The 22,150-nt window shown below is 46.1% G+C and carries 18 protein-coding genes; 11 read left to right on the top strand and 7 right to left on the bottom strand.

Going from position 1 to position 22,150, the window contains the following annotated elements; translation table 11 throughout:
* The 5 genes from gspG to gspC all read right to left on the bottom strand — a co-directional run bounded on the left by gspG (window position 1) and on the right by gspC (window position 6,351).
* Window positions 1–435: a type II secretion system major pseudopilin GspG gene (gene gspG, locus L5L77_RS07355; protein ID WP_105250996.1), complete on the bottom strand. Its 435-nt coding sequence runs from the start codon at window positions 433–435 to the stop codon at window positions 1–3.
* Window positions 436–497: 62 nt separating this feature from the next.
* On the bottom strand, window positions 498–1,721 hold the full coding sequence (gspF, locus tag L5L77_RS07360; RefSeq protein ID WP_105250995.1) for a type II secretion system inner membrane protein GspF: 1,224 nt from the start codon (window positions 1,719–1,721) through the stop codon (window positions 498–500).
* Between the two features lie 3 nt (window positions 1,722–1,724).
* The gene (gene gspE / locus L5L77_RS07365) at window positions 1,725–3,290 is read right to left on the bottom strand and encodes a type II secretion system ATPase GspE (protein WP_105250994.1); all 1,566 of its coding nucleotides are present in this window, start codon (window positions 3,288–3,290) and stop codon (window positions 1,725–1,727) included.
* The gene (gspD, locus tag L5L77_RS07370) at window positions 3,283–5,397 is read right to left on the bottom strand and encodes a type II secretion system secretin GspD (protein WP_263142178.1); all 2,115 of its coding nucleotides are present in this window, start codon (window positions 5,395–5,397) and stop codon (window positions 3,283–3,285) included. The genes gspE and gspD overlap by 8 nt, the downstream gene beginning before the upstream one ends.
* Before the next feature lie 24 nt (window positions 5,398–5,421).
* The gene (gspC, locus tag L5L77_RS07375; RefSeq protein WP_131525237.1) at window positions 5,422–6,351 is read right to left on the bottom strand and encodes a type II secretion system protein GspC; all 930 of its coding nucleotides are present in this window, start codon (window positions 6,349–6,351) and stop codon (window positions 5,422–5,424) included.
* 253 nt (window positions 6,352–6,604) lie between these two features.
* On the opposite strand from gspC, the gene hslR reads away from it, so the two are divergent.
* The 4 genes from hslR (at window position 6,605) to L5L77_RS07395 (ending at window position 11,432) form a co-directional block, all read left to right on the top strand.
* Window positions 6,605–7,003, top strand: a complete 399-nt coding sequence (gene hslR / locus L5L77_RS07380; RefSeq protein WP_011848177.1) for a ribosome-associated heat shock protein Hsp15 — start codon at window positions 6,605–6,607, stop codon at window positions 7,001–7,003.
* Between the two features lie 14 nt (window positions 7,004–7,017).
* The gene (gene hslO, locus L5L77_RS07385; protein WP_105250990.1) at window positions 7,018–7,878 is read left to right on the top strand and encodes an Hsp33 family molecular chaperone HslO; all 861 of its coding nucleotides are present in this window, start codon (window positions 7,018–7,020) and stop codon (window positions 7,876–7,878) included.
* 198 nt (window positions 7,879–8,076) lie between these two features.
* Window positions 8,077–9,618 (top strand): phosphoenolpyruvate carboxykinase, encoded by a 1,542-nt coding sequence (locus tag L5L77_RS07390; protein ID WP_263222475.1) that lies wholly within the window; start codon window positions 8,077–8,079, stop codon window positions 9,616–9,618.
* Window positions 9,619–9,872: 254 nt separating this feature from the next.
* Window positions 9,873–11,432, top strand: coding sequence for an AbgT family transporter (locus L5L77_RS07395; RefSeq protein ID WP_263183184.1), 1,560 nt, complete (start codon window positions 9,873–9,875; stop codon window positions 11,430–11,432).
* Between the two features lie 115 nt (window positions 11,433–11,547).
* Here L5L77_RS07395 and L5L77_RS07400 read toward each other — a convergent pair whose 3' ends face one another.
* On the bottom strand, window positions 11,548–13,017 hold the full coding sequence (locus L5L77_RS07400) for an OmpA family protein (protein ID WP_263185019.1): 1,470 nt from the start codon (window positions 13,015–13,017) through the stop codon (window positions 11,548–11,550).
* Between the two features lie 280 nt (window positions 13,018–13,297).
* Here L5L77_RS07400 and L5L77_RS07405 point away from each other — a divergent pair, with 280 nt between their 5' ends.
* From L5L77_RS07405 to L5L77_RS07425, 5 genes are all read left to right on the top strand, one after another.
* Window positions 13,298–13,666 (top strand): hypothetical protein, encoded by a 369-nt coding sequence (locus tag L5L77_RS07405; protein WP_263147076.1) that lies wholly within the window; start codon window positions 13,298–13,300, stop codon window positions 13,664–13,666.
* Window positions 13,667–13,705: 39 nt separating this feature from the next.
* Entirely contained in the window at window positions 13,706–14,494 is a 789-nt protein-coding gene (locus L5L77_RS07410) for a hypothetical protein (RefSeq protein WP_263185020.1), read from the top strand.
* A 2-nt stretch (window positions 14,495–14,496) separates the two neighbouring features.
* On the top strand, window positions 14,497–14,958 hold the full coding sequence (locus tag L5L77_RS07415; RefSeq protein ID WP_263185021.1) for a hypothetical protein: 462 nt from the start codon (window positions 14,497–14,499) through the stop codon (window positions 14,956–14,958).
* 65 nt (window positions 14,959–15,023) lie between these two features.
* Complete coding sequence (locus tag L5L77_RS07420; protein WP_131525704.1) at window positions 15,024–16,328, top strand: hypothetical protein; 1,305 nt, start codon at window positions 15,024–15,026, stop codon at window positions 16,326–16,328.
* 374 nt (window positions 16,329–16,702) lie between these two features.
* Window positions 16,703–18,436: a hypothetical protein gene (locus L5L77_RS07425; RefSeq protein WP_131525703.1), complete on the top strand. Its 1,734-nt coding sequence runs from the start codon at window positions 16,703–16,705 to the stop codon at window positions 18,434–18,436.
* Window positions 18,437–18,566: 130 nt separating this feature from the next.
* Here the strand turns inward: L5L77_RS07425 and L5L77_RS07430 are convergent, their stop codons facing one another.
* Entirely contained in the window at window positions 18,567–18,923 is a 357-nt protein-coding gene (locus tag L5L77_RS07430) for a hypothetical protein (protein ID WP_131525702.1), read from the bottom strand.
* Between the two features lie 548 nt (window positions 18,924–19,471).
* On the opposite strand from L5L77_RS07430, the gene L5L77_RS07435 reads away from it, so the two are divergent.
* Window positions 19,472–20,722 carry a dicarboxylate/amino acid:cation symporter gene (locus L5L77_RS07435; RefSeq protein ID WP_105250986.1) on the top strand — a complete coding sequence of 417 codons (1,251 nt, stop codon included), beginning with the start codon at window positions 19,472–19,474 and terminating at the stop codon, window positions 20,720–20,722.
* A 272-nt stretch (window positions 20,723–20,994) separates the two neighbouring features.
* The gene (locus tag L5L77_RS07440; RefSeq protein WP_263222478.1) at window positions 20,995–22,131 is read left to right on the top strand and encodes an FUSC family protein; all 1,137 of its coding nucleotides are present in this window, start codon (window positions 20,995–20,997) and stop codon (window positions 22,129–22,131) included.
* Window positions 22,132–22,150: the final 19 nt, after the last annotated feature.

A 22,150-nucleotide genomic window follows, 5' to 3' on the forward strand; every position in this document is an offset into this window, starting at 1 on the left:
TTATTGGAAATTCTGTAAATTCCAGTTACCGATGTCATCTTCGGTACCTGGTTGACCATCGGGGCCTGCACTGAAAATATCTAACTTGCCGTTTTCGCCAGGGCTTAACAACAGGTAGTTATTGCGCCATGGATCTTCTGGCAAACGTTTTACATAACCATCTTCACGGTAGTTACGTGGCTCAGGCGAAATCGTAGGCTTTTGCACTAATGCTTCTAAGCCTTGTTCGGTCGATGGATAGACACCGTTATCTAACTTATACATATCTAAGGCATTTTCGAGTGCAACTATGTCAGACACGGCTTTTTGTTGGTCAGCCTTATCTTTGTTACCCATCAAGTTAGGCACAACCATAGAGGCTAAAATCCCTAAAATCACGATAACAACCATCACTTCGAGTAAGGTAAAACCTTGATGTTTCTTGTTCATTTGCATCGACTACTTCTCCTAAAAAATCCTATGCCAATCGACTTGGTCATAATCCATAAATTCAAAAATTAACCGCTAATCAAGTTATTCAAGGCTAAAATTGGCTGCAAAATTGCCATCACGATAAAGAGCACAACACACGCCATACTGACCACCAGCATAGGCTCGAATACACCCAATGCTATGTTGACGTTACCTTCGAATTCCCTGTCTTGGTTATCGGCGGCCCGCTCTAACATCTGCTCAAGTTGACCACTCTTCTCGCCCGACGCAATCATGTATAACATCATAGCCGGAAACAACTTAGTATTAGTCAACGCTGCACCTAAGCTAGTTCCTTCCCGCACGCGTGCGGTCGCATCGTCAACTGCGGCGCGCACTCGCATATTCTGCAACACTTCACTGGCGATACGCATACCATCGAGCAAAGGCACTGAACTGGCGGATAAGATACTTAACGTCCGCGCAAAACGCGCCGTATTTAATCCCTTACTCACGCGGCCAACAACCGGCATGCTCAATAAAAAATTATCGTACTTCATCCGAAACGCAGGTGACTTTAACATGCGCCGAAAGAGTGCGAACAGCAGCACTAAGGCGATGACCACAAACACACCATAGTTTTGAACAAAGTCAGAGGCCGAGATCAAAAATCGGGTCGAGGCGGGAAGCTCCGCGCCCATGTGCTCAAACTGTCCGACCACTTTAGGCACAACCGCTGCTAGCAGGATTGAAATCACCCCTATCGCCACTGTGGTCAAAACCGCGGGATAAATCATGGCTTGGGTCAGCTTAGATTTAAGCTGTTGGCGTCGCTCTGTGTAATCTGCTAACCGATTAAGCACCACTTCTAAGTGACCGGACTTTTCACCCGAGGCCACCATGGCACGATATAAATCATCGAAAATATGCGGAAATTCAGCCAAGGAATCGGCCAGACTATAACCTTCCACCACCCGAGAACGTACCGCCATAATCATGCTCGCGAGACGATCTTTCTCGCACTGCTGACCAACGGCTTTAAGGGATTCTTCAATCGGTAAACCCGCGGCCACTAAGGTCGCAATTTGGCGGGTGATCAAAGCTAATTCAGCAACTGAAATACCACGTTTGAAAAACGAAAAACTGCTGCTCTTAGCTTTGGCTTCTTTTTCAGTAACAGGCAGTATTTCCAAGGGCATCATGCGCTGATCGCGCAGTTGGCTGCGGGCGTGTCTGGCGGTATCCGCCTCAATCACGCCCTTAAGCTGCTTTCCCTTGGCATCCAGTGCCTTATATTCAAATGCTGGCATAAATTACTCCTCGCGAGTCACACGTAGCACTTCTTCGAGAGTGGTGATGCCCGCGAGCACTTTGCTCATGCCATCGTGACGAATGCTCGGTACAAACTGACGAATATACTTTTCGATGGCTAACTCTCCGCGGCCGCCATGGATCAATTCACGCACATTATCGTCAACCAGTAATAGCTCATGAATACCGGTTCGACCACGGTAGCCATTGTTACCACAGGATTTACAACCATTGGCACGGAAAATACGCCTGTCATCATCAGCGGCTATGCCCAGCAACTCACGCTCACGCGCATCGGGCACATGCTCGATTTTACATTTAGGACAAAGGGTTCGGATCAAACGTTGAGCCAACACGCCGAGTAAACTTGAAGACACGAGGAAAGGCTCTACGCCCATGTCTTGCAAACGTGTAATCGCGCCAGACGCTGTGTTGGTATGCAGGGTTGAAATCACCATGTGGCCAGTGAGTGACGCTTGTACCGCAATTTGCGCGGTTTCGAGGTCGCGGATCTCGCCTATCATCACGACATCGGGGTCTTGACGCAAAATAGCGCGCAGACCACGGGCGAAGGTCATGTCGGCCTTAGTGTTAACTTGGGTCTGACCGATACCGTCTAACTCGTATTCGATAGGGTCTTCTACTGTGAGTATGTTGGTGTCTTTGGAGTTGATCTCCGTCAAACCCGCATACAAAGTGGTACTTTTACCCGAGCCCGTTGGGCCAGTCACCAAAATGATCCCGTGAGGGCGACGAATAAGATCTTCAAACTTAACCCGAATACTGTCGGTCATCCCCAATTGCTCTAAATCGAGGTTGCCAGTATTTTTATCCAGCAGACGCAGTACAACACGTTCACCGTGGCTCGATGGCATGGTCGATACCCGCACATCCACCGCACGACCTGCGATACGCAGCGAAATACGGCCATCCTGTGGCACACGTTTTTCGGCGATATCGAGGCGAGCCATAACCTTAATCCGCGAGACTAACAGCGACGACAGTTTACGGTTTGGCTTAAGGACCTCTTTGAGCACACCATCGATACGGAACCGCACTACAAGCTGTTTCTCGTAGGTTTCGATATGGATATCCGACGCTTCTTCTTTAATCGCTTCAGATAACAAGGCATTAATCAATTTGATGATAGGCGCATCATCATCACCTTCAAGTAAGTCTTCGGTCTGCGGCAGCTCTTCGGCAAGGGTGAATAAATCCATCTCGTTGCCAATGTCTTCCATCAACTGCTGCGCTTCAGACGAGTTCGCCTGATATGCTTGAGTGAGTTTGGCCTCAAACTTTGCCACTTCGAGCTTAACCAAAGGCAAATCAACACCCGAATAACGCCGCGCTTCGAGCATAGCCGTTAAGGGTGTTTTACTCGTATAGAACAAGCTTAACTCGCCCGTTTCACCCAGCGCGAGCACCACATCGTGGCGGTGTGCAAAGGCAAAAGGTAAACGCTCTTTACTGCTCGAACGAAATACCTCATCACCTTCAGCTTCAAGGCCTAGCTCATTAGAGACTTGGCTGAGGTCATCGACTTGGGATAGTTGAATTTCACTCATTGGTTTTATCTTTGTTTTTGTTTTCATCGAGCGTTTTGAGCGTTGGATCCGTTTTACGCATCTGAGTATCTAAGCCTTTACCTTCTTTATAACGCTCTAAAATCTCGTTAACTTCAGGAGGTAAATACTCAGACTGATTCCATTCTTCCAACACTGGCACTTGAGTATTTGGCATTAAGTTCACGCCCCGCTCTTGCTGTTCAAGCTGTAATGCTCTGAAATAATTATATTTACGCCCAGCAATCCCTTCCATCGTGATGCCATCACGTATGATCGTTGGCTTGATGAAGATCATGAGGTTTTTCTTCGTTTTTTTGCTCGAAGAAGATTTAAACAAATGTCCTAGAATAGGGATATCACCCAAGAACGGTACTTTTTGTATACTTTCTTGTACTTCTTCGTTGATCAAACCACCGAGTACCACAATTTGACCAGAATCCGCCATAACGGTAGTGGTTAAGCGACGAGTCGCGAAGGAAATATCCACGCCTGTATTACCGTTAACCCCAGAAACTTCCTGTTCAATCGTCAGCTTAACTGAGCTGCCTTCGTTGATCTGTGGCACCACTTTCAGTTTAACCCCAACCTCTTTACGCTCAACGGTTTGGAATGGGTTGCTGTTGCTCGAGCTGGCGGTAGAACCTGTCAGAATAGGCACTTCGTCACCCACAATAAACGAGGCTTCTTGGTTATCTAAGGTCGTAATAGAAGGCGTTGCCAGTACGTTTGAGTTAGTGTCACTGGATACGGCTTGGATCAGCGCACCAAAGTCACCCATGGCCACACCCCATGCCATACCGTTCACTTTACCTAAAGCTTGGGCAAGTAAGGTAACATCGCCCTTCGTACTCGGGTTTTGACCTATCACCTGACCAGTACTCGGGTTAGTGATGAATGTGCCTTCTTTATCTTGCGCCTGCCATACACCAGCGCCAATCTCACCTATGGTTGGGCCTAAGTTATTAAACTGAGTGCCGCCGCCCGCTTTCGCCGCCCATTGCACCCCAAAGCCGACACTGTCGCCTTCGGCAACTTCGACAATAATGGCTTCTACGAGTACCTGAGCACGGCGGATGTCGAGTTGATTAATCACGCTCTCGATAGTGCGCATCTGATCGGGTTCAGCACTGATCACTAAGGCGTTGGTTTCAGTATGCGCCATGATATTAATTTCATTACGGCGTTTACCACCTGCAGCCTGAGCGCTCGGATCTTTCTCGCCTTCCAACTTTTGGGCAAAACCGGTCAGCACTTCAACTAAATCTTCTGCTTTGGCATAACGTAGATAACGAACTTTTGTGTTACCTGTGCTGGCTTGTTCGGCATCGAGACGACGGATAAGCTCGACCACACGTTGGCGGCTCTTCTCATCACCGCTCACGACTACGGCATTGATACGTTCGTCAGCAACCACTTTTGGCGCTTGGCCTGGCAATTGGGATTGGTTAGCAGTAGCACGATAAAGGGTATCTATGATTCGTACCATTTCACCCGCGGAGGCAAATTCTAACGGCACCACTTGCACCGAGGTATCGCCTTGCTTATCCACTCGACGGATAATTTCGACTAACTTGTTCACGACAGCAGCACGGCCAGACAACATCAAGACATTGGAGGGGTCGTAGTTCACTACGTTGCCGCCACCCGCATTATCATTAAGTTGACGTAATAACGGCGCTAATTGCTTAGCCTCAGTGTTATACAAGGCCACGATACGCGTCACCATTTCATCACCAAGGCCGGGGTCATTATCGTTAGCGACTCGAATTGCAGCGGTTTTGGCATCTTTGTCTTTGATGACTTTAATAACGTTATTTTCCATCTCAACGATGGCATAACCGTAAACTTGTAAGACGTTGAGGAAAAACTGGTAATACTGTTCATCGTTCAACAGATCATAACTGCGAACGTTGATTTTGCCGCGAATTGTCGGGTCAACTATGATGGTCTTATTCAGGTTTTTACCAACGATATTGATAAATTCTTGAATATCCGTGCCTTTAAAGTTGGCCGCATACTGTTCAGACCAAGCGAATTGGGAGGAGAACATGGCTGCACCCGCAACAACCCCAGCAATCAGCTTGCGTCGAATCCTTTTGTTATTCATTCTTTTTCTTTCCTCTAACGCGTGTTATTGCGGCAAACTAAACATGATTTCAACCAATTGTCCTTCCCGCTCAACCATAATAGAAACTTCGGTTAACTCGGGTAATTGGCTCATCATTTCTAACGCTTGACTCATTACGGTCAAGTCGTATCCATTAATCGATTTGGCTAAATCGTTAGCTTTAAAACCCGCCTGCTTAAACAAATTGGCGTCTTTCCCTGGATTCAAGCGATATCCCGCCACAGCGTCACCCTGTCTGACAGGTGAAATGGCAATATAATCGGTGATCTTACTGGGATCGGCTAACAATTCGGTGCGGGATTCGGCGAGTTCTTGGGAGATTTCGGCATTTTTACGTTGATCGACACGGCTCACTGCCGAGCCAGTCTTATTAGTCTTAGCTTGTTGTAACTGTTGATTGGCTGGGCTTTGGCTAGTGTAAACTAAGCCATCGAGCATTAATGTCTCGTAACGGCCAGCGTTAGTGATGATAATACGGTCGGCATAGACTTCTTTCAGTGATGCCGAAGTGCCCTTGATTTTATCGCCTAAGCTGTAGGTCTCTTGGCTGCCGTTTGACTCAATGATTGCTAAGCCTTTCTGATCCGCTGTCGATGCAACAACGCCAGTGAGCTGAATAGAGAGTGTGGTCTTAGGCGCGTCGGTCACAGTCTCAACAACCTCAGTTTTTGGCTTTTCAGATTTAGCATCTGCCTTACCAAAGAGACCAAGCTGCTGTAAACCCGCAAGATCAACCTGCCCAGCACCTTTACCCGTCAGGTTAACGGGCGTTGGCGACCAAGCACTGGGTGATGAGCTAGTAGGCACTAATTTCCATGTAATTTGCGCGGCTAACAACATGATCACAATAAAACCCAACCAGAAGACTATCCGGCTTAAGGGCTTATGGGGCATGCCAATGGCTTTTGCGATAACTTTATCTAATAAATCCATATTTTATGTGGACCCTCGATACAGGTCTCTGTTCTGATTATAATAATTAGGCGGTTACCGTCTCATGCTAACCTAGGCAGCATTTGGCAACAAGCCCATAACAGCATTCAAATTGGCGAAAATAGGCCAATTATGCTAACTTTGCCCGCCATAAAAGGGTGTGAAGCACGCCACCCTTTAACATAATAGAAATGCTCTTCACGCATTTTCTTGCTCGGCATGTGAACTCATCGATCTTTTAGCTGGAGACACTATGACTCAAGGTCAAAGCGATAAAACAGACATTCGACTCGATAAGTGGCTTTGGGCTGCACGTTTTTATAAAACCCGTGCCATCGCCAAAGAAATGATTAACGGCGGCAAAGTACATTACAACGGCCAGCGTGCCAAATCTAGTAGGAATGCCGAGATAGGCGCCGTCCTTAAGATACGCCAAGGATATGACGATAAAGAGATCGTCATAAAAAAATTATCGCAATTACGCCAAAGTGGTGCGATTGCACAAGAATTGTACGAAGAAACCGCGACAAGTCTGGCTAAACGGGCCATTAATGCTGAGCAACGACGCCTCCACATGCTCAATAACCCGATACCCGATCAGAAACCAGATAAAAAGCAACGACGCCAGCTCATGCGCTTTAAAGACCTTTAACAGTGAGATACACGATGAACCAAGATACTTTACACCGCTACTTGTTCGATAATGCCGATGTGCGCGGTGAACTGGTACAGTTACAAGACAGCTATCAACAAGTGATCAGCGCCCAAGAATACCCAGCCGTACTGCAAGTGCTACTGGGTGAATTAATGGCAGCCACCTCACTATTAACCGCTACATTGAAATTTAGCGGTGATATCAGCGTACAGTTACAAGGCAACGGCCCTGTTTCTTTAGCGGTGATCAACGGTAACAATTTACAAGAGTTACGCGGTGTGGCTCGCTGGAATGCTGAACTCGCCGATGATGCTAGCCTCACAGAACTCTTCGGCCAAGGCTATATGGTCATCACCTTAACACCCGACGAAGGTGAACGCTACCAAGGTGTCGTTGCACTAGACAAGCCAACGCTTGCTGCCTGTGTTGAAGAATACTTCAATCAATCTGAGCAGTTACCTACTGGAATTTGGTTATTTGCCGACGGCAAACAAGCGGCGGGCATGTTCCTACAAATTCTGCCAAGCCAGCAAGATCACAACGCTGACTTCGAACACTTGAGCCAACTGACGTCGACCATCAAGGCCGAAGAGCTATTTACTCTTGATGCAGAAAGCGTGTTACATCGCCTCTATCATCAGGAAGAAGTACGCTTATTTGATCCTATCGATGTGAGCTTTAAATGCACTTGTTCCCATGAACGCAGTGCTGGCGCGATCAAAACCTTAGATCAAGCAGAAATCGAAGCCATACTCGCCGAAGATGGCAAGATAGAAATGGGTTGCGAATATTGCCACGCTAAATACACCTTTGATGCCATAGACGTAGCAACCTTATTTGCTAACGGTCAAACATCAACAACCCAGCAGTAAAACGACTCCCGCTAAAAAATGGGCGCCCTATTTGGCGCCCATTTTTTATTCATACCTATAATCCCCTCACACATTGCACTCGGCTTAGGCTACAATCGCCCTCACTTTGTCACCTAGCACGACTCAGGCGATAAATAAAATTAAATCGGCAGACGATCGATATTAAAATAACCTTACAAATCAAATGGAGACCTCACTATGGCGGATGGATTAAACCGCGTTCACTTTAACCCCTCAACAGCACAACTTGTCGAATTTGCCCTGCTACGCGGCGAAGGTGAATTGACAGCCAATGGCGCATTAGTTGCTAAAACAGGCGCTCGCAGCGGTCGCTCACCTGGCGATCGTTTCATTGTAAGAGAACCCAGTTCAGAAGCTGATATCGAATGGGGCCCAGTCAATCAGGCTTTCGATCCAGGTGCTTTTGAAGGTTTATGGGCACGGGTTGAAGCTTACCTAGCCGATAAAGAACTGTTTGTATCTGATCTCGAAGTCGGTGCCGACACTGAACATTACCAACCAGTACGTGTTACTACGCAATACGCTTGGCACCAACTGTTCGCCCGCAATCTATTTATCATTCCTGAAGAATTTAATCGTAAAGACAAACCAGTGTGGCAGATCATCAATGCCCCTGACTTTGTTTGCGTACCAGAACGTGATGGCACTAACTCAGATGCGACCGTGATTTTAAACTTCGCCGAACGTAAAGTGCTGCTCGCTGGCCTGAAATACGCTGGCGAAATGAAAAAGTCTATGTTCTCAGTACAAAACTTCCTACTGCCAGCCCAAGGCGTGCTCCCAATGCACTGCTCGGCCAACGTAGGTAAAGATGGCGACACTACGCTGTTTTTCGGTTTATCTGGCACAGGTAAAACCACACTCTCTGCCGATCCAAAACGCTTCCTCATTGGTGACGATGAGCACGGCTGGGCACCCGGCGGCGTATTCAACATCGAAGGCGGTTGCTACGCCAAATGTATCGATTTAAGCCAAAAGAATGAGCCCGTGATTTGGGATGCGATTCGTTTCGGCACCGTGCTTGAAAACGTAGTGATGGACGAACACCGTGTACCTAACTACAAAGACAGCAGCCTAACGGAAAATACTCGCGCAGCCTATCCGCTGGAGCACATCGCCCAACGTAAAGAAGACAACTGCGGCGCTGAGCCACATGCGGTTGTATTCTTAACCTGCGACGTATATGGCGTATTACCACCGGTTTCTATCCTGACCAAAGAACAAGCGGCATACCACTTCTTATCTGGCTATACCGCCAAAGTGGGCTCGACTGAAATCGGCTCAACCTCGGCGATTCAATCCACCTTCTCAACGTGCTTCGGCGCACCTTTCTTCCCTCGCCCTGCTGGCGTGTACGCAGAACTGTTGATGAAGCGCATTGAGTCATTCGGTAGCCAAGTGTACTTAGTCAACACAGGCTGGACTGGCGGTCCACACGGTGTGGGTAAACGTTTTGACATCCCAACCACCCGCGCCATCGTCGATGCGATTGTCAGCGGTGAATTGAAAGATGTGGAAACTGTCCACTTAGACACCTTGAACCTCGCCGTTCCTGTGGCAGTCACAGGCGTAGACAGCAATTTACTCAACCCAATCAACACTTGGGGCGATAAAGCGCTATATGCCGAATACGCCCAGAAGCTGGCCGAAGCTTTCACTAAAAACTTCGCTAAGTATCAAGTGTCAGACGCTATCCGCAACGCAGGTCCAAAGGCTTAAGCACGTAGCGGCTCCATTCGGATAATGTAATCAAACACATTGTTGAGTAAAAAAGCGCGGGTTCAGTCATGAACCCGCGCTTTTTATTTGCGGCTAAATTGATTTAGTGATGATTAAATCCACCCGCACTAAAGCCACTGCGATAGATTTTTATGTGTTTTATTTCTTATCGATTAGTTAAACCAAGCTTAAATTAATGCTGCGTTTTTATAATCACCGATAACAATCATCATTTTTTAGGAAGCGGCACCCAAATGGAAAATCATAAACCTGTCACTGGATTCCAGCGATTTCTCAATGGCGTCGAAGTCGTCGGCAATAAACTGCCTGATCCGGCGGTATTATTTGCGATGTTTCTGGGCTTAGTCTGGTTGATCTCTTGGGGATTATCGGGTGTCAGTTTTGATGAAATCGACCCTCGTACTGGTAACCCGATTCAAGTCGTCAATATGCTTGATGGTGGTGCGTTAACCGCTTTTACCTCGGCGATAGTCACGACCTTTGTCACTTTCCCGCCGCTAGGTGTGGTGCTTGTGGCCATGCTGGGCCTAGGCGTTGCTGAACATACTGGCTTTATTAATGCAGGGCTGCGCTCCATTTTATCTATTACCCCCAAGATGTTACTCACTCCGGTATTGATAGCCGTGGGTATTCTAAGCCATGTCGCGGTTGATGCGGGTTATGTACTCGTTATCCCACTCGGCGCGGTGATCTTCTATGCCGCGGGTCGTCATCCCTTAGCCGGTATTGCCGCCGCTTTCGCTGGCGTATCCGGCGGTTTTTCTGCAACCGTTGGCGTGCCATCCAGCCTTGATCCTATGTTAGCGGGCTTAACTCAGGCAGCGGCAAGATTATCGGCCGATCCCGCGGCCGCCACATTAACGATTAACCCACTGAATAACATCTTTTTTACTTCGGCTTCTGCCATTTTAATTATCTTAGTTGGCTGGTTCTTAACGGATAAAGTTATCGAGCCGCGCCTAAAAAACACTGCGGTGAATGGCGATCCCAGCACGCTCCCAACCCTAGATGAACTGCAACCCCATGAGCGCCGCGGACTCAAATTCGCCATGGCCGCCATGTTGTTGTGTGCATTAGGATTAGTATTAACCGCCTATGGTGAACATTCTGCTTGGCGTGCTACTGACGGCGCCTTAACCAGTGCTTCAGCCCCCTTAATGCGCTCCATTGTGGCGATTATTTTTGTGTTCTTCCTCGTGCCCGGCATAGTGTATGGCTATGCCGCTGGCACGGCAAACAACCACAGAGCCATTATTCAAGGCATGAGCAAATCCATGAGCGGCATGGGTTATTACATCGTGATGGCCTTCTTCTGCGCCCAGTTTATTTATGCTTTTGGTCAATCTAATTTAGGCGCGTTAATGGCCATTAAAGGCGCGTTGGCGTTAAAGGAATTAGCCCTTCCTATGGGTGTGACTTTGGTGGGAATTGTGTTTCTCACGGCGTTCGTCAATCTATTAGTGGGTTCCGCTTCAGCCAAATGGGCATTGATTGGTGCCATTATGGTGCCCATGTTAATGGAGCTGGGTGTATCACCGGATTTGACTCAAGCCGCTTACCGAGTGGGCGACTCATCCACTAATATCATCACCCCACTGATGCCTTACTTTCCGTTAATTGTGGTGTTTTGCCAAAAATACGTTAAGGAATCAGGCATCGGCACCTTAGTGGCACTGATGTTACCGTTTTCAATCAGTTTTCTTTTACTTTGGAGCGGTTTCTTACTGGCATATTGGGCCTTAGGCTTGCCTCTAGGGATTGGCAGCTCGCTCTCCTTCCCGGCACTATCTTAGTGTGAATATCGCTTGGCTGAGATTTTCGGCTGAGCGATCACAGATAAACAAAAATGGCGCCCACTTAGTTAACTGTGAGCGCCATTTTTATATCTATTGAATCAAGCTATTGTGTTTACTTAGTATCCGATCTCAGCACTAACTCTACTCGACGATTCTGTTGTTGCCCCGCCTCATCATTATTGCTGGCAATGGGCGCATGCTCGCCAATACCCACAGCTTCAAGCTGTTGAGTTTTAATACCATGACTTGCGGTAAGCAACTTGACGACTGCAACAGCACGACGTTGTGACAAACCTTGGTTATAAGCTTGGTTGCCTTTGTCATCAGTGTGGCCAACCACATAAAATGCGCGGCTTGGGTTAGCGCTTAAATAACTCGCCAGCACTTCCACAACGGGCAGAGCTTCTGGTAATAACTTGTCGCTATCGTACTCAAATAACAGCCCTTCTAGGGTGACATGTCCTTTAGCTTCAATTTGATCAGTCAAAGCCGCAAGGTTGATACCGACACGGTCATCCTTAAGTTGAGTTTCTTCCAATACCCGTAACTCTGTCCATAAGCCGCCAATAAAGCCAATGGTATAAGTACTTACATGCACATTGCCCTCGGGGCGAGTTAAGGTATACCAGCCATAAAACTGGCTCTCTTCATTACCAATATTGACTAAAGAATCAATTGCCTCGACAAATTTTCTTTCAGGGCCACAGGCCTCTCCCTTACACTCAAATTGCGCCTCGAAGCCGAGTTTAGTCAGCGCTGCTTTATAGTTGCTAAACACCTCATAACTTGAGTATTCCTTTGGCAACTGATAACCATTCTGAGTCAGCTTACCTGCACGCTCCACCACCACAGGTTTGTTGGTAGCATCCATAGCAGATACGAAAGCTGTGCTAGCAAAACCCTGACGTTTAAATTCATGAATCACAGCGCCCTTTAAGCGACTTAGCAACGGATGATCTTCAGCACCTTCAGTGTCCTTTTGTACATTGTCATTAAACTCAATCTGCTTAGGTGCTTGTTGTAAAAATGCCGCATTAGCAGTGACTAAACCTAAAGGTTCAGGCACAACTTCTAAGGTCGTGATATGGATAGTTGCATAAGAATTAGTCGTGCTTGCAGTTTGTATCGCAGTATAAAACTCTTTCTGCTCATGCTTAACTCGAGCGAATAAATAACCATTATCGACACCAATCACGCCATCCAACAAGGCAATATTCTCTTGCAATAGACGAGTATTACCGCACGTTTCAAGACGACACTCGAATAATACTTCACCGCCAAGCCTTTTCAATTGAGCCCGATAATTATCGAGTATATGGTTAGGACTATATTCAGGTGCTAATTCGTATGTTTGCTGCTGTAACTGGCCAAATATTGGCTTAAAGCTAAAGTCCGCTCTACTCTCGCCAACGCTGATAATAAAAGGATACTCAACATAGTGGCGAGTCAGCTCTTCTTTTAACTTTGCCGTAGGAAACAGTGTAAATAATTCCTCATCGGCCGCCTGTAACGGCAACGACGTAAAAGTACCCATTGATAACGCCAATAAACCCACTAAGCAACCTGAACTGAAAACACGCATTAATATTTACCCTCCATAGAAATACTGGTGAGCAAGTTAACACTAAATGCAGTATCAAATAACAAATCAGAAACAAGTTAATACTTTAGCGTGATTGTGATGATGAACTCTACACGCAAAAATAACTGACGAAAAAAACAGGCTAACAACATATTAGATGTCAATCGCTTAGCCTGTCTGTTAGCCGAGATTCACTTTCATCACCAGGACGTTTATTTTGCGACTAACCCACTCCGCCCGAACTCTATCCATAATCGTCCTTTTATTTATGCCGCTATGTGTGCAAGCAGTAAATCAAAAATTAGACGATGAATTAACCCAACGCTGCTTAGGTACTTTCGATTTTATTAAGACCCAAGACCTAGCGGCCTTTATCGCTCTTATGCCGTACGCACCAACTCAAAAAGAACAGGAATATGCGGGCGAGATTTTGCAACGATCCCACAAGCGCTGGTATGTTGACCGAACCATGGATGAAATTACTCCCAAAGGCGTGAGCTATAGCACAGCAGACGAATTTAAACGGCAAAAAGGCGCTATCCAAGAAGCAAGAGTTAAACTGCTGATCACCAGCCCCAATAATCAAGCCTCGGTCAGTTGCAAATTTGTCGAAACACCAAAAGGTTGGTTCCTTTCCAAATTGCCGTAAGTGACCTAAAACAGACAACGACATAAAGGCAAGGTAGTAATGCAGTATTCGCAATTATCTAAAAAGGCCCAAAGGTTTATCAATCCTGATGGATTACCTGAACAGCTTCGCCTTGCAACTAAGGGGCATTATGCTCGTCGAGGGTTAGCATTATTGGCGCTATTGCCACTTTCGGCGTCTCTTATCATGGCGATCACCCTCGACGGCGGTGAGCAGACTTTTTACCAGTTTGTGGTGGCATTATTGCTACCTGTAGTGCTCATTCTCTGGGCGTTCAAGCAGCATTTGGTACTTGATAATCCAAGTCAGCAACGTTTCGTACAATCACAATTTTTGGGTTATCACTTCAAAAAAGTCTACCTAGCCCCACTGAAATCTACCGAGTTACTACTGCGCCACGATAGTTATAACAGAAACCAATATGAGCTTAAGTTGCATAATCTTGTGTACCCCATCGGCAGTTTAACCGATACCACTCAAGCTATGATGTTCTTTGCACAGACATTTAATCTTCCTGCCAAAGAGCAAATCACCCAATTCCCCAATATCCATGAGCTAGATATACTCTCATCGAATGAACCACTTATCGCATCACTCTCGCTAAATGATCAGAATAAACCGCTAGTGCAAGAGGTCGGCACCATCAACACTGTCGATGGATATAGCGCACAGGCGACTGACGTTAAAGAGAATGGCAACCTTACTCATCGTCCGCTTTCGGCAGATATCGAACCACTTTGGTCCCCTAAGTTAATACTTAAACTGTTTGATCCGCTGCCATTTATTATGGTGTTTGGCTTTGCGATGAAGTTTATTGGAAGCTTATAGCAATGCACTTTAAACAACTCTCACCGACCATAGCAATCATAGCTAAAACTCGAGCACAAACCATTGGGCGCTGGATTTTTGCAAGCCTAGTCGCTTCACTCACCTTATTTAACACACTAGTTTTTGAGCATTGGTCCTATGCCGAAGTGATTATCTGGTCGTTCCTTGCACTTCTTAGTTGGCATCTACTATTTGCTCGTAGGCGTATTCAGTTTGATCTCGAACGACAACTAATCACCATTAACGTCAGTTCGCTCTATCCGCTAACCCAACAAGTCATCCCCATCAACCACATTGCAGCATTTCAAATACAGCAACGTCTCGGCCAGCCCCATGGGTATGATTTGTTGATAGTGATGGATACTCAAATTGAACCATTGAAATTTCAATATGGTGACTTGCACCAAATACAGGAGATAGGTAAGCAATTATCAACATTTTGCAATGTTCCCCTGCTTAGCTAACTGGAACCTACTATGTATGTTTTTAAAATAATCTGAAAATTGAAGCTAAACGGATATTGATACTTATGGAAAAGATAAGAATTATTGCACTGTGTAGTTTACTTGCCTGCAGTATTTTTCCTGCTAGCGCCGCACAGGATAGAGATCAGGCTTTGGCGACTTTTGACAGCCAAACAGTACCACTCATAGAGCAAGCCATTGCATTAGGGGAAACAGCGCCTGAGGACAAAATTGACGATGCGTTAGATCGTCATCAAGGCGATGCACTTGCCGTTATAAGGGAAGGCATTCCTCAACGTCTGGCGATTAAGGCAAAGCAACAGCTTACGTTAGCGAATGAGTACCTTAGGTATTTTAAAGAATTACAGCAGCAAGTTCCGCATGCGAGTCAATGCCATCAACCAGAACTTGTGGCAGATTTCAGAACACAAATCAAAGAGCTCAACGCCTATGTGGATAGGCTCAACACTTACCCTAAACTCCAAAACCTAGGCGACGCTTTTCCAGCCTTAATGGACATGAATATTAATCAGGCACGGGTTAACACCTTAACGAGTCTGTTTCATCGATTTCGGCTCTGTGTTTTAGGCGATGATACACCAGCTATTGTCGATGGACTCACAGGCGAGAAAGGGGATGCAATAGCCAACGCCTTGACCAATGCATTTGCTGCTAAACAGGGCTTGCCCCACCCAACTGCATCACAAAATATGGCGGATGAAATGGCTGAAGATGATGCGCCAATACTCGATGATATGGGAGATGAACAAGCCATCGAAGAGGATACTGAGCAAGACAATAGCGAGTCTGATGAGCCTGAAACTGAGCTCGCTACTGAAATTTCACAACCGATATCCGCCGTTAAATTCAGCAATATGCCACTTAATGACTGCATCCAAAAACAATCGAAACTCTTCGCTATTCAGCAGAGCCAAGAACTCAGCCTACTTAACTGCCAATTTAATCCCACTGACATAGTGACGCTGCAAGATCTCAGCGCCTTTACCCATCTCAACACCCTAAGCTTAAAAGGTGGCACGCTCAGCACACTCGGTAATCTGAACAGTAATAATCTTAAAACCTTAATGCTGACCGATATGAAGGTAACTGACTTTTCTGGTAAAAACCTGCAACTCGATAGCCTGTTCCTCAGCCGCATTAGCTCAAATAATTGGCCAAGCTTAATCGAACTTAACGTCCAGACCATCAGCATTGACAAAACAGTGAATTGCGCTGAACTCAAACCATTATTGGTATCAGAAAAGCTTATTCCTATCCATCCTGGACTGAGTCCAACAGACATGGCAGAACGTATGCAACAAGCTGAAGCCAATGGCATACCACTGTTAATGCTCGAATGTGCGATCTAACCAGCTCAAGTCTCCCATTAAAATCTTCAAGCTAAGTATGCACCTTTCATACTTTTGTATACTTGATTGATTTTTAAACAGAAAGGAAAATACACAAGCAATTAACACTAGCACAACAGTCGCCTGAGTTAATTACAGGATTGGATGTTAAGTCGTAGCGAAAGGGATTTCTCTAAAAAATGGTAAACGTCTCATCAAAAGCGTTCTCAATTGCTATCCGCTATTGCCTACCCCGTCATCGTACCCAATGTAAAGCCAATCACATTTTAACAATAGAAAAACGCTCCAAGATATTGATTCATATTAAAATAAAATAGACACAGCTTAAATAATGGCGATGGAAGTTGCCGAGTATATTCACGTAAGGATACAAGATGTTTAAACCTAAACTGCTCTCTTTGCTTATCGCCACTAGTTTACTGACGGCATGTTCTGGCTCGGACGATAAAGATGATACAACACCGATCCCAGAACCTACTCCACCGACTGAATATGCGCATAACGTTACTGGGCAAGTCAGCTATATCGGTGCCATCGCTGGTGCAAATGTGTGTGTCGATCTCAACCAGGACTTAAGCTGCTCTGAGGGCGAACCCAGCACAACGACGGATAGCGATGGTAAATATCAAATAGATTGGAAAAGCGAGACCGAAAAACCGAACTATTACCTGCTGGCAAATTGGGTTGATAGCGCGCCTTCATCTTCACGCTCAGCCTTGGCGGTTAGCCCAGCCGCAGATTATGCCAACACCACAACAGGCGGCGTGAATATCGTTGCCCTGCCCGATCACGCAGGTCACATCAACGCACTGACGAATATTGAGTTTTCACGCTATCGCAAGATGATTGAGGCCGACTTAACACCACAACAAGTGATTGAGTTCCGTGCAAAACTCAAAACCTTATACGCCAGTGGATTTAAACAAGTCGAAGTCGATTTATTTAGGCTTTCTCCCGAAATCACCCTGCAACCAACATTTATCGACACGCTGCTGTTACACGATTATCTGCTAAACCTCACCAATGAGCGCACAGTGGAAATTTTGGCAGCCATCGAAGTGTTAATCGCCGGATTTGAAGCCTTCGAGAATTTAATCAAGGGTTATGGCTTTGGGACAACGGCTTACCTGCAAACTAATCCCGTCGCCATCACCAATAAGGTTGAAAGCACACTAGTGTCCTTCGGCTATATGGAAGCGCCAGTTGATGATAAAGCGATGAACAGCACTGACTGGGATACAGTATTTAGCAGCATGCTCAACCATGCTGGCGAATCTCATCTGCTCAATATCGAAACTGTTCGTAGCAGCCATTTCATTACCTTAGATTATGGTGTTGAGCATCAAAGCATGCTTGGCGTGATCTCAGGTAGCGCAGTGATGCTTATCGACCAAACGCCGGGAGAGGAGATCGCCAACGAATGCTGGAATGAGCCGATGAAAAAATGGATTAATCCCTCGCGTAACGATCAAGGTTATATCCTTAAAGAACCGATTATCGAAGGTAATCTATTAAAAACCGTTTACGCTGGTACTGATATCGAAATCCAGATGAATTTTAATAAGTATCAGAACACGGCCGCCGACTGGCAGGATTTGCTGGCAAACCTTCCTTCAGATCTTAAGCTGACGTCACTCTCTTGGCCGGCGCAAATATATCGTACGGATGTAAAACAAGCAGCCGACGTAATTTGCCGCGCAGAAGATCCCATTACCTATGAAACAGACGTTGAAACCGCAAGCCAGCTGTCCTCTAGCTTGTTGGTAGAGCTGTTGTGGCCCCACGCTTACCCCGAGAGTTACATTGAGGACTCAGCAAATAAATTCACCATTCTCGATAGTTTCGGTCAGCCCGAAGGCCAATATGAATGGGAGATTAGCGCCAGTCCAAACGGTGGCAAGCTGTTAACCATCACTGAAATCGTCGTAGAACCGATTGAAAACAAAATCGTGCGACCATACCACTACCTTGTCACCTCCAACTTGCTAACAGAGGCTGATCTATACAAGGCTTTTGATTCTGCTGAAAATAAACAGTTTTATCGCTTCACCTACGACAGCAGTTTCAGCAATACGCTGTACAACCACTTTAAGTCCTTAGCAAAGTAAACCTTAATCCATCCGAGCCCCTGAAGTGACATTTCGGGGCGTTTATCTGGGCTCATCTTAAGTGGCTAAGCGCCAAGGTAACGTAGGGGTGACTCGTCACCCATAGCGCCATCAAGCAAATTAGCACCGATTAAAGGCTTATAAACGCATCTCGCTCATAGTAAAAGATAATAGCTTCAAGCAGTTCCTGTTCACTGGGCTGAGCTTTTTGCTGCTTAAGATTATCGATTACATCCTCGATTTGATCCATATTGAGCAGATAGCAATAACCATTGTTTATCAGACTATCTTCAAACTCATCGATTTCTTCATTAGACCAATCCCTCATATCATCGACAATTGGCAGTAGCTGCGTGGTCAATTGGAGAGTTTCATTTTCCGCAGTATCTTGATAAACAAGCCAATATTGTAAGCCTCGCTGAGTAATACACTTATTAATCCAGTTTTTTAACGGCTCTGATTCGCCAAGGAATGATCCTATATCCACCAATGTCTCCTTCATATTAACGTCAGAGTGACATGTTAACTTGCTTAAAAAACATAAGTCTATGGCTTTAAGTTAATCTGCTCCTTCCAATCACTTGCAGTCAGTTCATCCATAAATAATGGAAAAAACGGGTTGTATACCACAGAAAAAACTACGCAAAGGTTAAAATTGATACTTTCAACAGTCGTTATATCTACCCAACGCGACTCTGCAACCCAACGCAAAATCACAATTCATCAATCCAGAAGTTAAAAAAACACAATAAAATAAGCTTTATTCATTTTTAAGCGCATAAATTTAAGCATTTCTCATTTAACGTTAACGTGATTTAGACTTTGGTTATTTTGAAACCAAGGTTGGTGATGTTTCACAATCCCCTACTATGCAATTGTGGTACTTTAGCCGGACAAAGATGTCGGGCATTTGCCTTTAACATAGAGTGAACCTTTAGCCTAGAGTAAGCCTTAATCATTAAAGCTTGAGTCGTCTAGGTTCAAATCGTCTGTGCATGACACAAAATGCTGCGGCAACTGGGGAGTTTCGCAAGAATGAAGAGCAAGAGTTTATTAGGTAACATTGGTGTGCAAGTGGTTATTGCCATGATTATCGGCGCACTGGTGGGTTTTATCATGGGCGAGAGTGCAAGCGTGTTTGCACCACTCGGAACCATTTTCATCCATTTAATCAAAATGCTCGTGATACCACTGGTATTGGTTTCTATCATCAGCGGCGCGGCGAGCTTAGGTGACAGCCCATCGGCGGGTAAGATTGGCATTGGCACTTTCGGCTTTTTTATTGTCACGTCGGGCTTTGCCGTTGTGCTTGCACTCTTGATGGGTAATCTGTTCCAACCGGGTGCAGGCGTTGATTTTACCGCCCACAGCAGCACAGACTTGATGGAAGTAACCAAGGAACATGGCGCATTACCCGGGGTAATGGATACCTTTATCGGCATGATCCCAACCAATGTGTTCGAGTCGCTGAACGGCGGTAACATATTACAAATCTTAGTCTTTAGTATCTTCTTCGGCATCGCACTGACTAAAGTTAAAGGCGATGGCGCTAAGCCTATTTTGGCCGCACTCAACACAGTCGTCGATGCATTTGTGTGGATGATCAACTGCGTGATGATCATTGCCCCTATCGGTGTATTTGGTTTGATGGCCGATTCTGTCGGCACTTTCGGTTTCGATGCACTAGAAGTCGTGTTTAAGTTATTCGCCGTGTTTGTGGCTGCGATTCTGATCTACGGCTTTATCTTCTTCCCATTAGTGGTGCAACTCTTCTCAAGAGTGTCGGCGCGCCAGTTTATTTCGGCAATGAAGAAGCCGCAGGTAATGGCCTTATCGACCGCCTCTTCAATGGCGACTCTGCCAGTGAATATGGAAACCTGTGAGGAAGATCTTAAAGTCTCTAAGGCAACCACGGCTTTTGTATTGCCGTTAGGCGCCACCATTAATATGAGCGGCAACGCGATTTATTATGGTTTAGTGGCCATGTTCTTCGCCCAAATGTATAACGTTGATCTGTCGATGACAGCCTATGCGGCCATCATTTTCACCTCAACCTTAGGTGCAATTGGTCAAGCTGGTGTGCCGGGCCCATCCTTCTTAGTGGTGGCAGTGCTGTTAGCTGCAGGAATTCCTATCGATGGTTTACCTTTGCTGTTTGCGTTAGACAGGGTTTTTGACATGATCCGTACCGCACTCAATATCACTGGCGATGCTGCTTGTGCCTTGATCATGGATAAATACACAGAAGTTGATGTTAAAGCGGATAGTGAGCGCAGCTTAAGCTAACTCAAACACTTTGAATATAGGCTTGAATAGGCAACGCTTATTCAAGCCTTTTTTATCTGCAGCACGGTATAATGGCCAGCCTCTACACGCATCAGTTAAGCCTATTTAATCTGAGTGTTAATGTGATCTCTCCCGCGCCATCCACTAAGCTCAATTTGCTAGATTTCGCAATTTACATTTCTTTATGGCGCTATGGCCGCAAGTGACACGGTTTTTCTGCGATACTGCTACCAGATTAACATCGCTAAGTTAGCTCAAAGGAATTTTGCCCTATGTCTGTATTTGCCCCAGCCACACCCTTTGCCGACTTTATCTATCGCCATTTCCGCTCAATTCACGCCCTAAAGCTCGGGCTAGCCTTACTCGTTGCTGTCACTATTAATGCCATTTGGGCGCCACCGCATTTTATTTGGAGCATGGTCACGATAGTGATCATTATGATGAGCTTACCTCAGGTAGGCGGCGCGATTGAAAAGTCGCTACAAAGGGCTATAGGCACTTGTTTAGGCTCAGCTTATGGGGTGATGTTAGTTGCCACAGTGGACAGTTATTGGCTAATCATGAGCCTGCTGATCTTAGCCGTTAGCTTGATTTGTTTTATCTCGGCCGGACGTTATAGCTATGCCTATTTAGTGGCCGGATTTACCATCATAATCGTGGTCGGCGACGCCAACCATGACACCTCTGAGGCACTATGGCGCACGGCCAACATCCTCTCCGGCTGCGTGATTGCTATTTTGGTCTCACTGTTCATTTTCCCGATTAAAGCTAAACAAGATTGGCGCTCCCAACTCACCCATGCCATCGACAATATGGCCGAAGTATTAGCCGAGCATCTTAAGGCGCCCGCCAATCATGATCTCGATTTTCGCGCTAGACTGGAGGCTGCGATGAAGGCCGTACTCACTCAAAAGAAACTGTTTTTCTCCTTGGAATGGGAAAGTCAAACCCTCAAAAAACACAAAGTGCTACTGTCGCAGTTAGCCAATAAACAAGTGCGCTTAATCACCTTACTCGAACTCTTACCCTTAACCCGCTGGCAGGAAGAAGACAAAGACGCCTATCTGCAGATTAATGCGGTTGCCTCTGAGCTTGCCTTCTATTTGCAACAACTTGCAGAATTTGTGGCGGGTAAAGCTCAACAATTGCCGACACTGCCAGAATGCTTAGATCAAGAATTGCAACACAGACTCCAGCTTGCCCTAGTCGCAGCCACTCAAGCATCAACCGCAGATCCAGTGACAGCCGTAAACGACCAAGTGCCGCAGGGATTTGCGCTCACAGGTTATAGCTGGCTAATTTATCAGCTCGCGATTGCCGTCGAAGCACTTTATAAAGACATTGCCATTATCGACATTGCCTATCACAAGCGGCCAGCTTCTCAGATAACGCCCAACAAAACGGCTTAGTCGATTTTCCCATTTCGCT

It is taken from the genome of Shewanella sp. SM29 (genome assembly GCF_025654245.1).
GTDB classification, from domain to species: Bacteria; Pseudomonadota; Gammaproteobacteria; order Enterobacterales; family Shewanellaceae; genus Shewanella; species Shewanella oncorhynchi.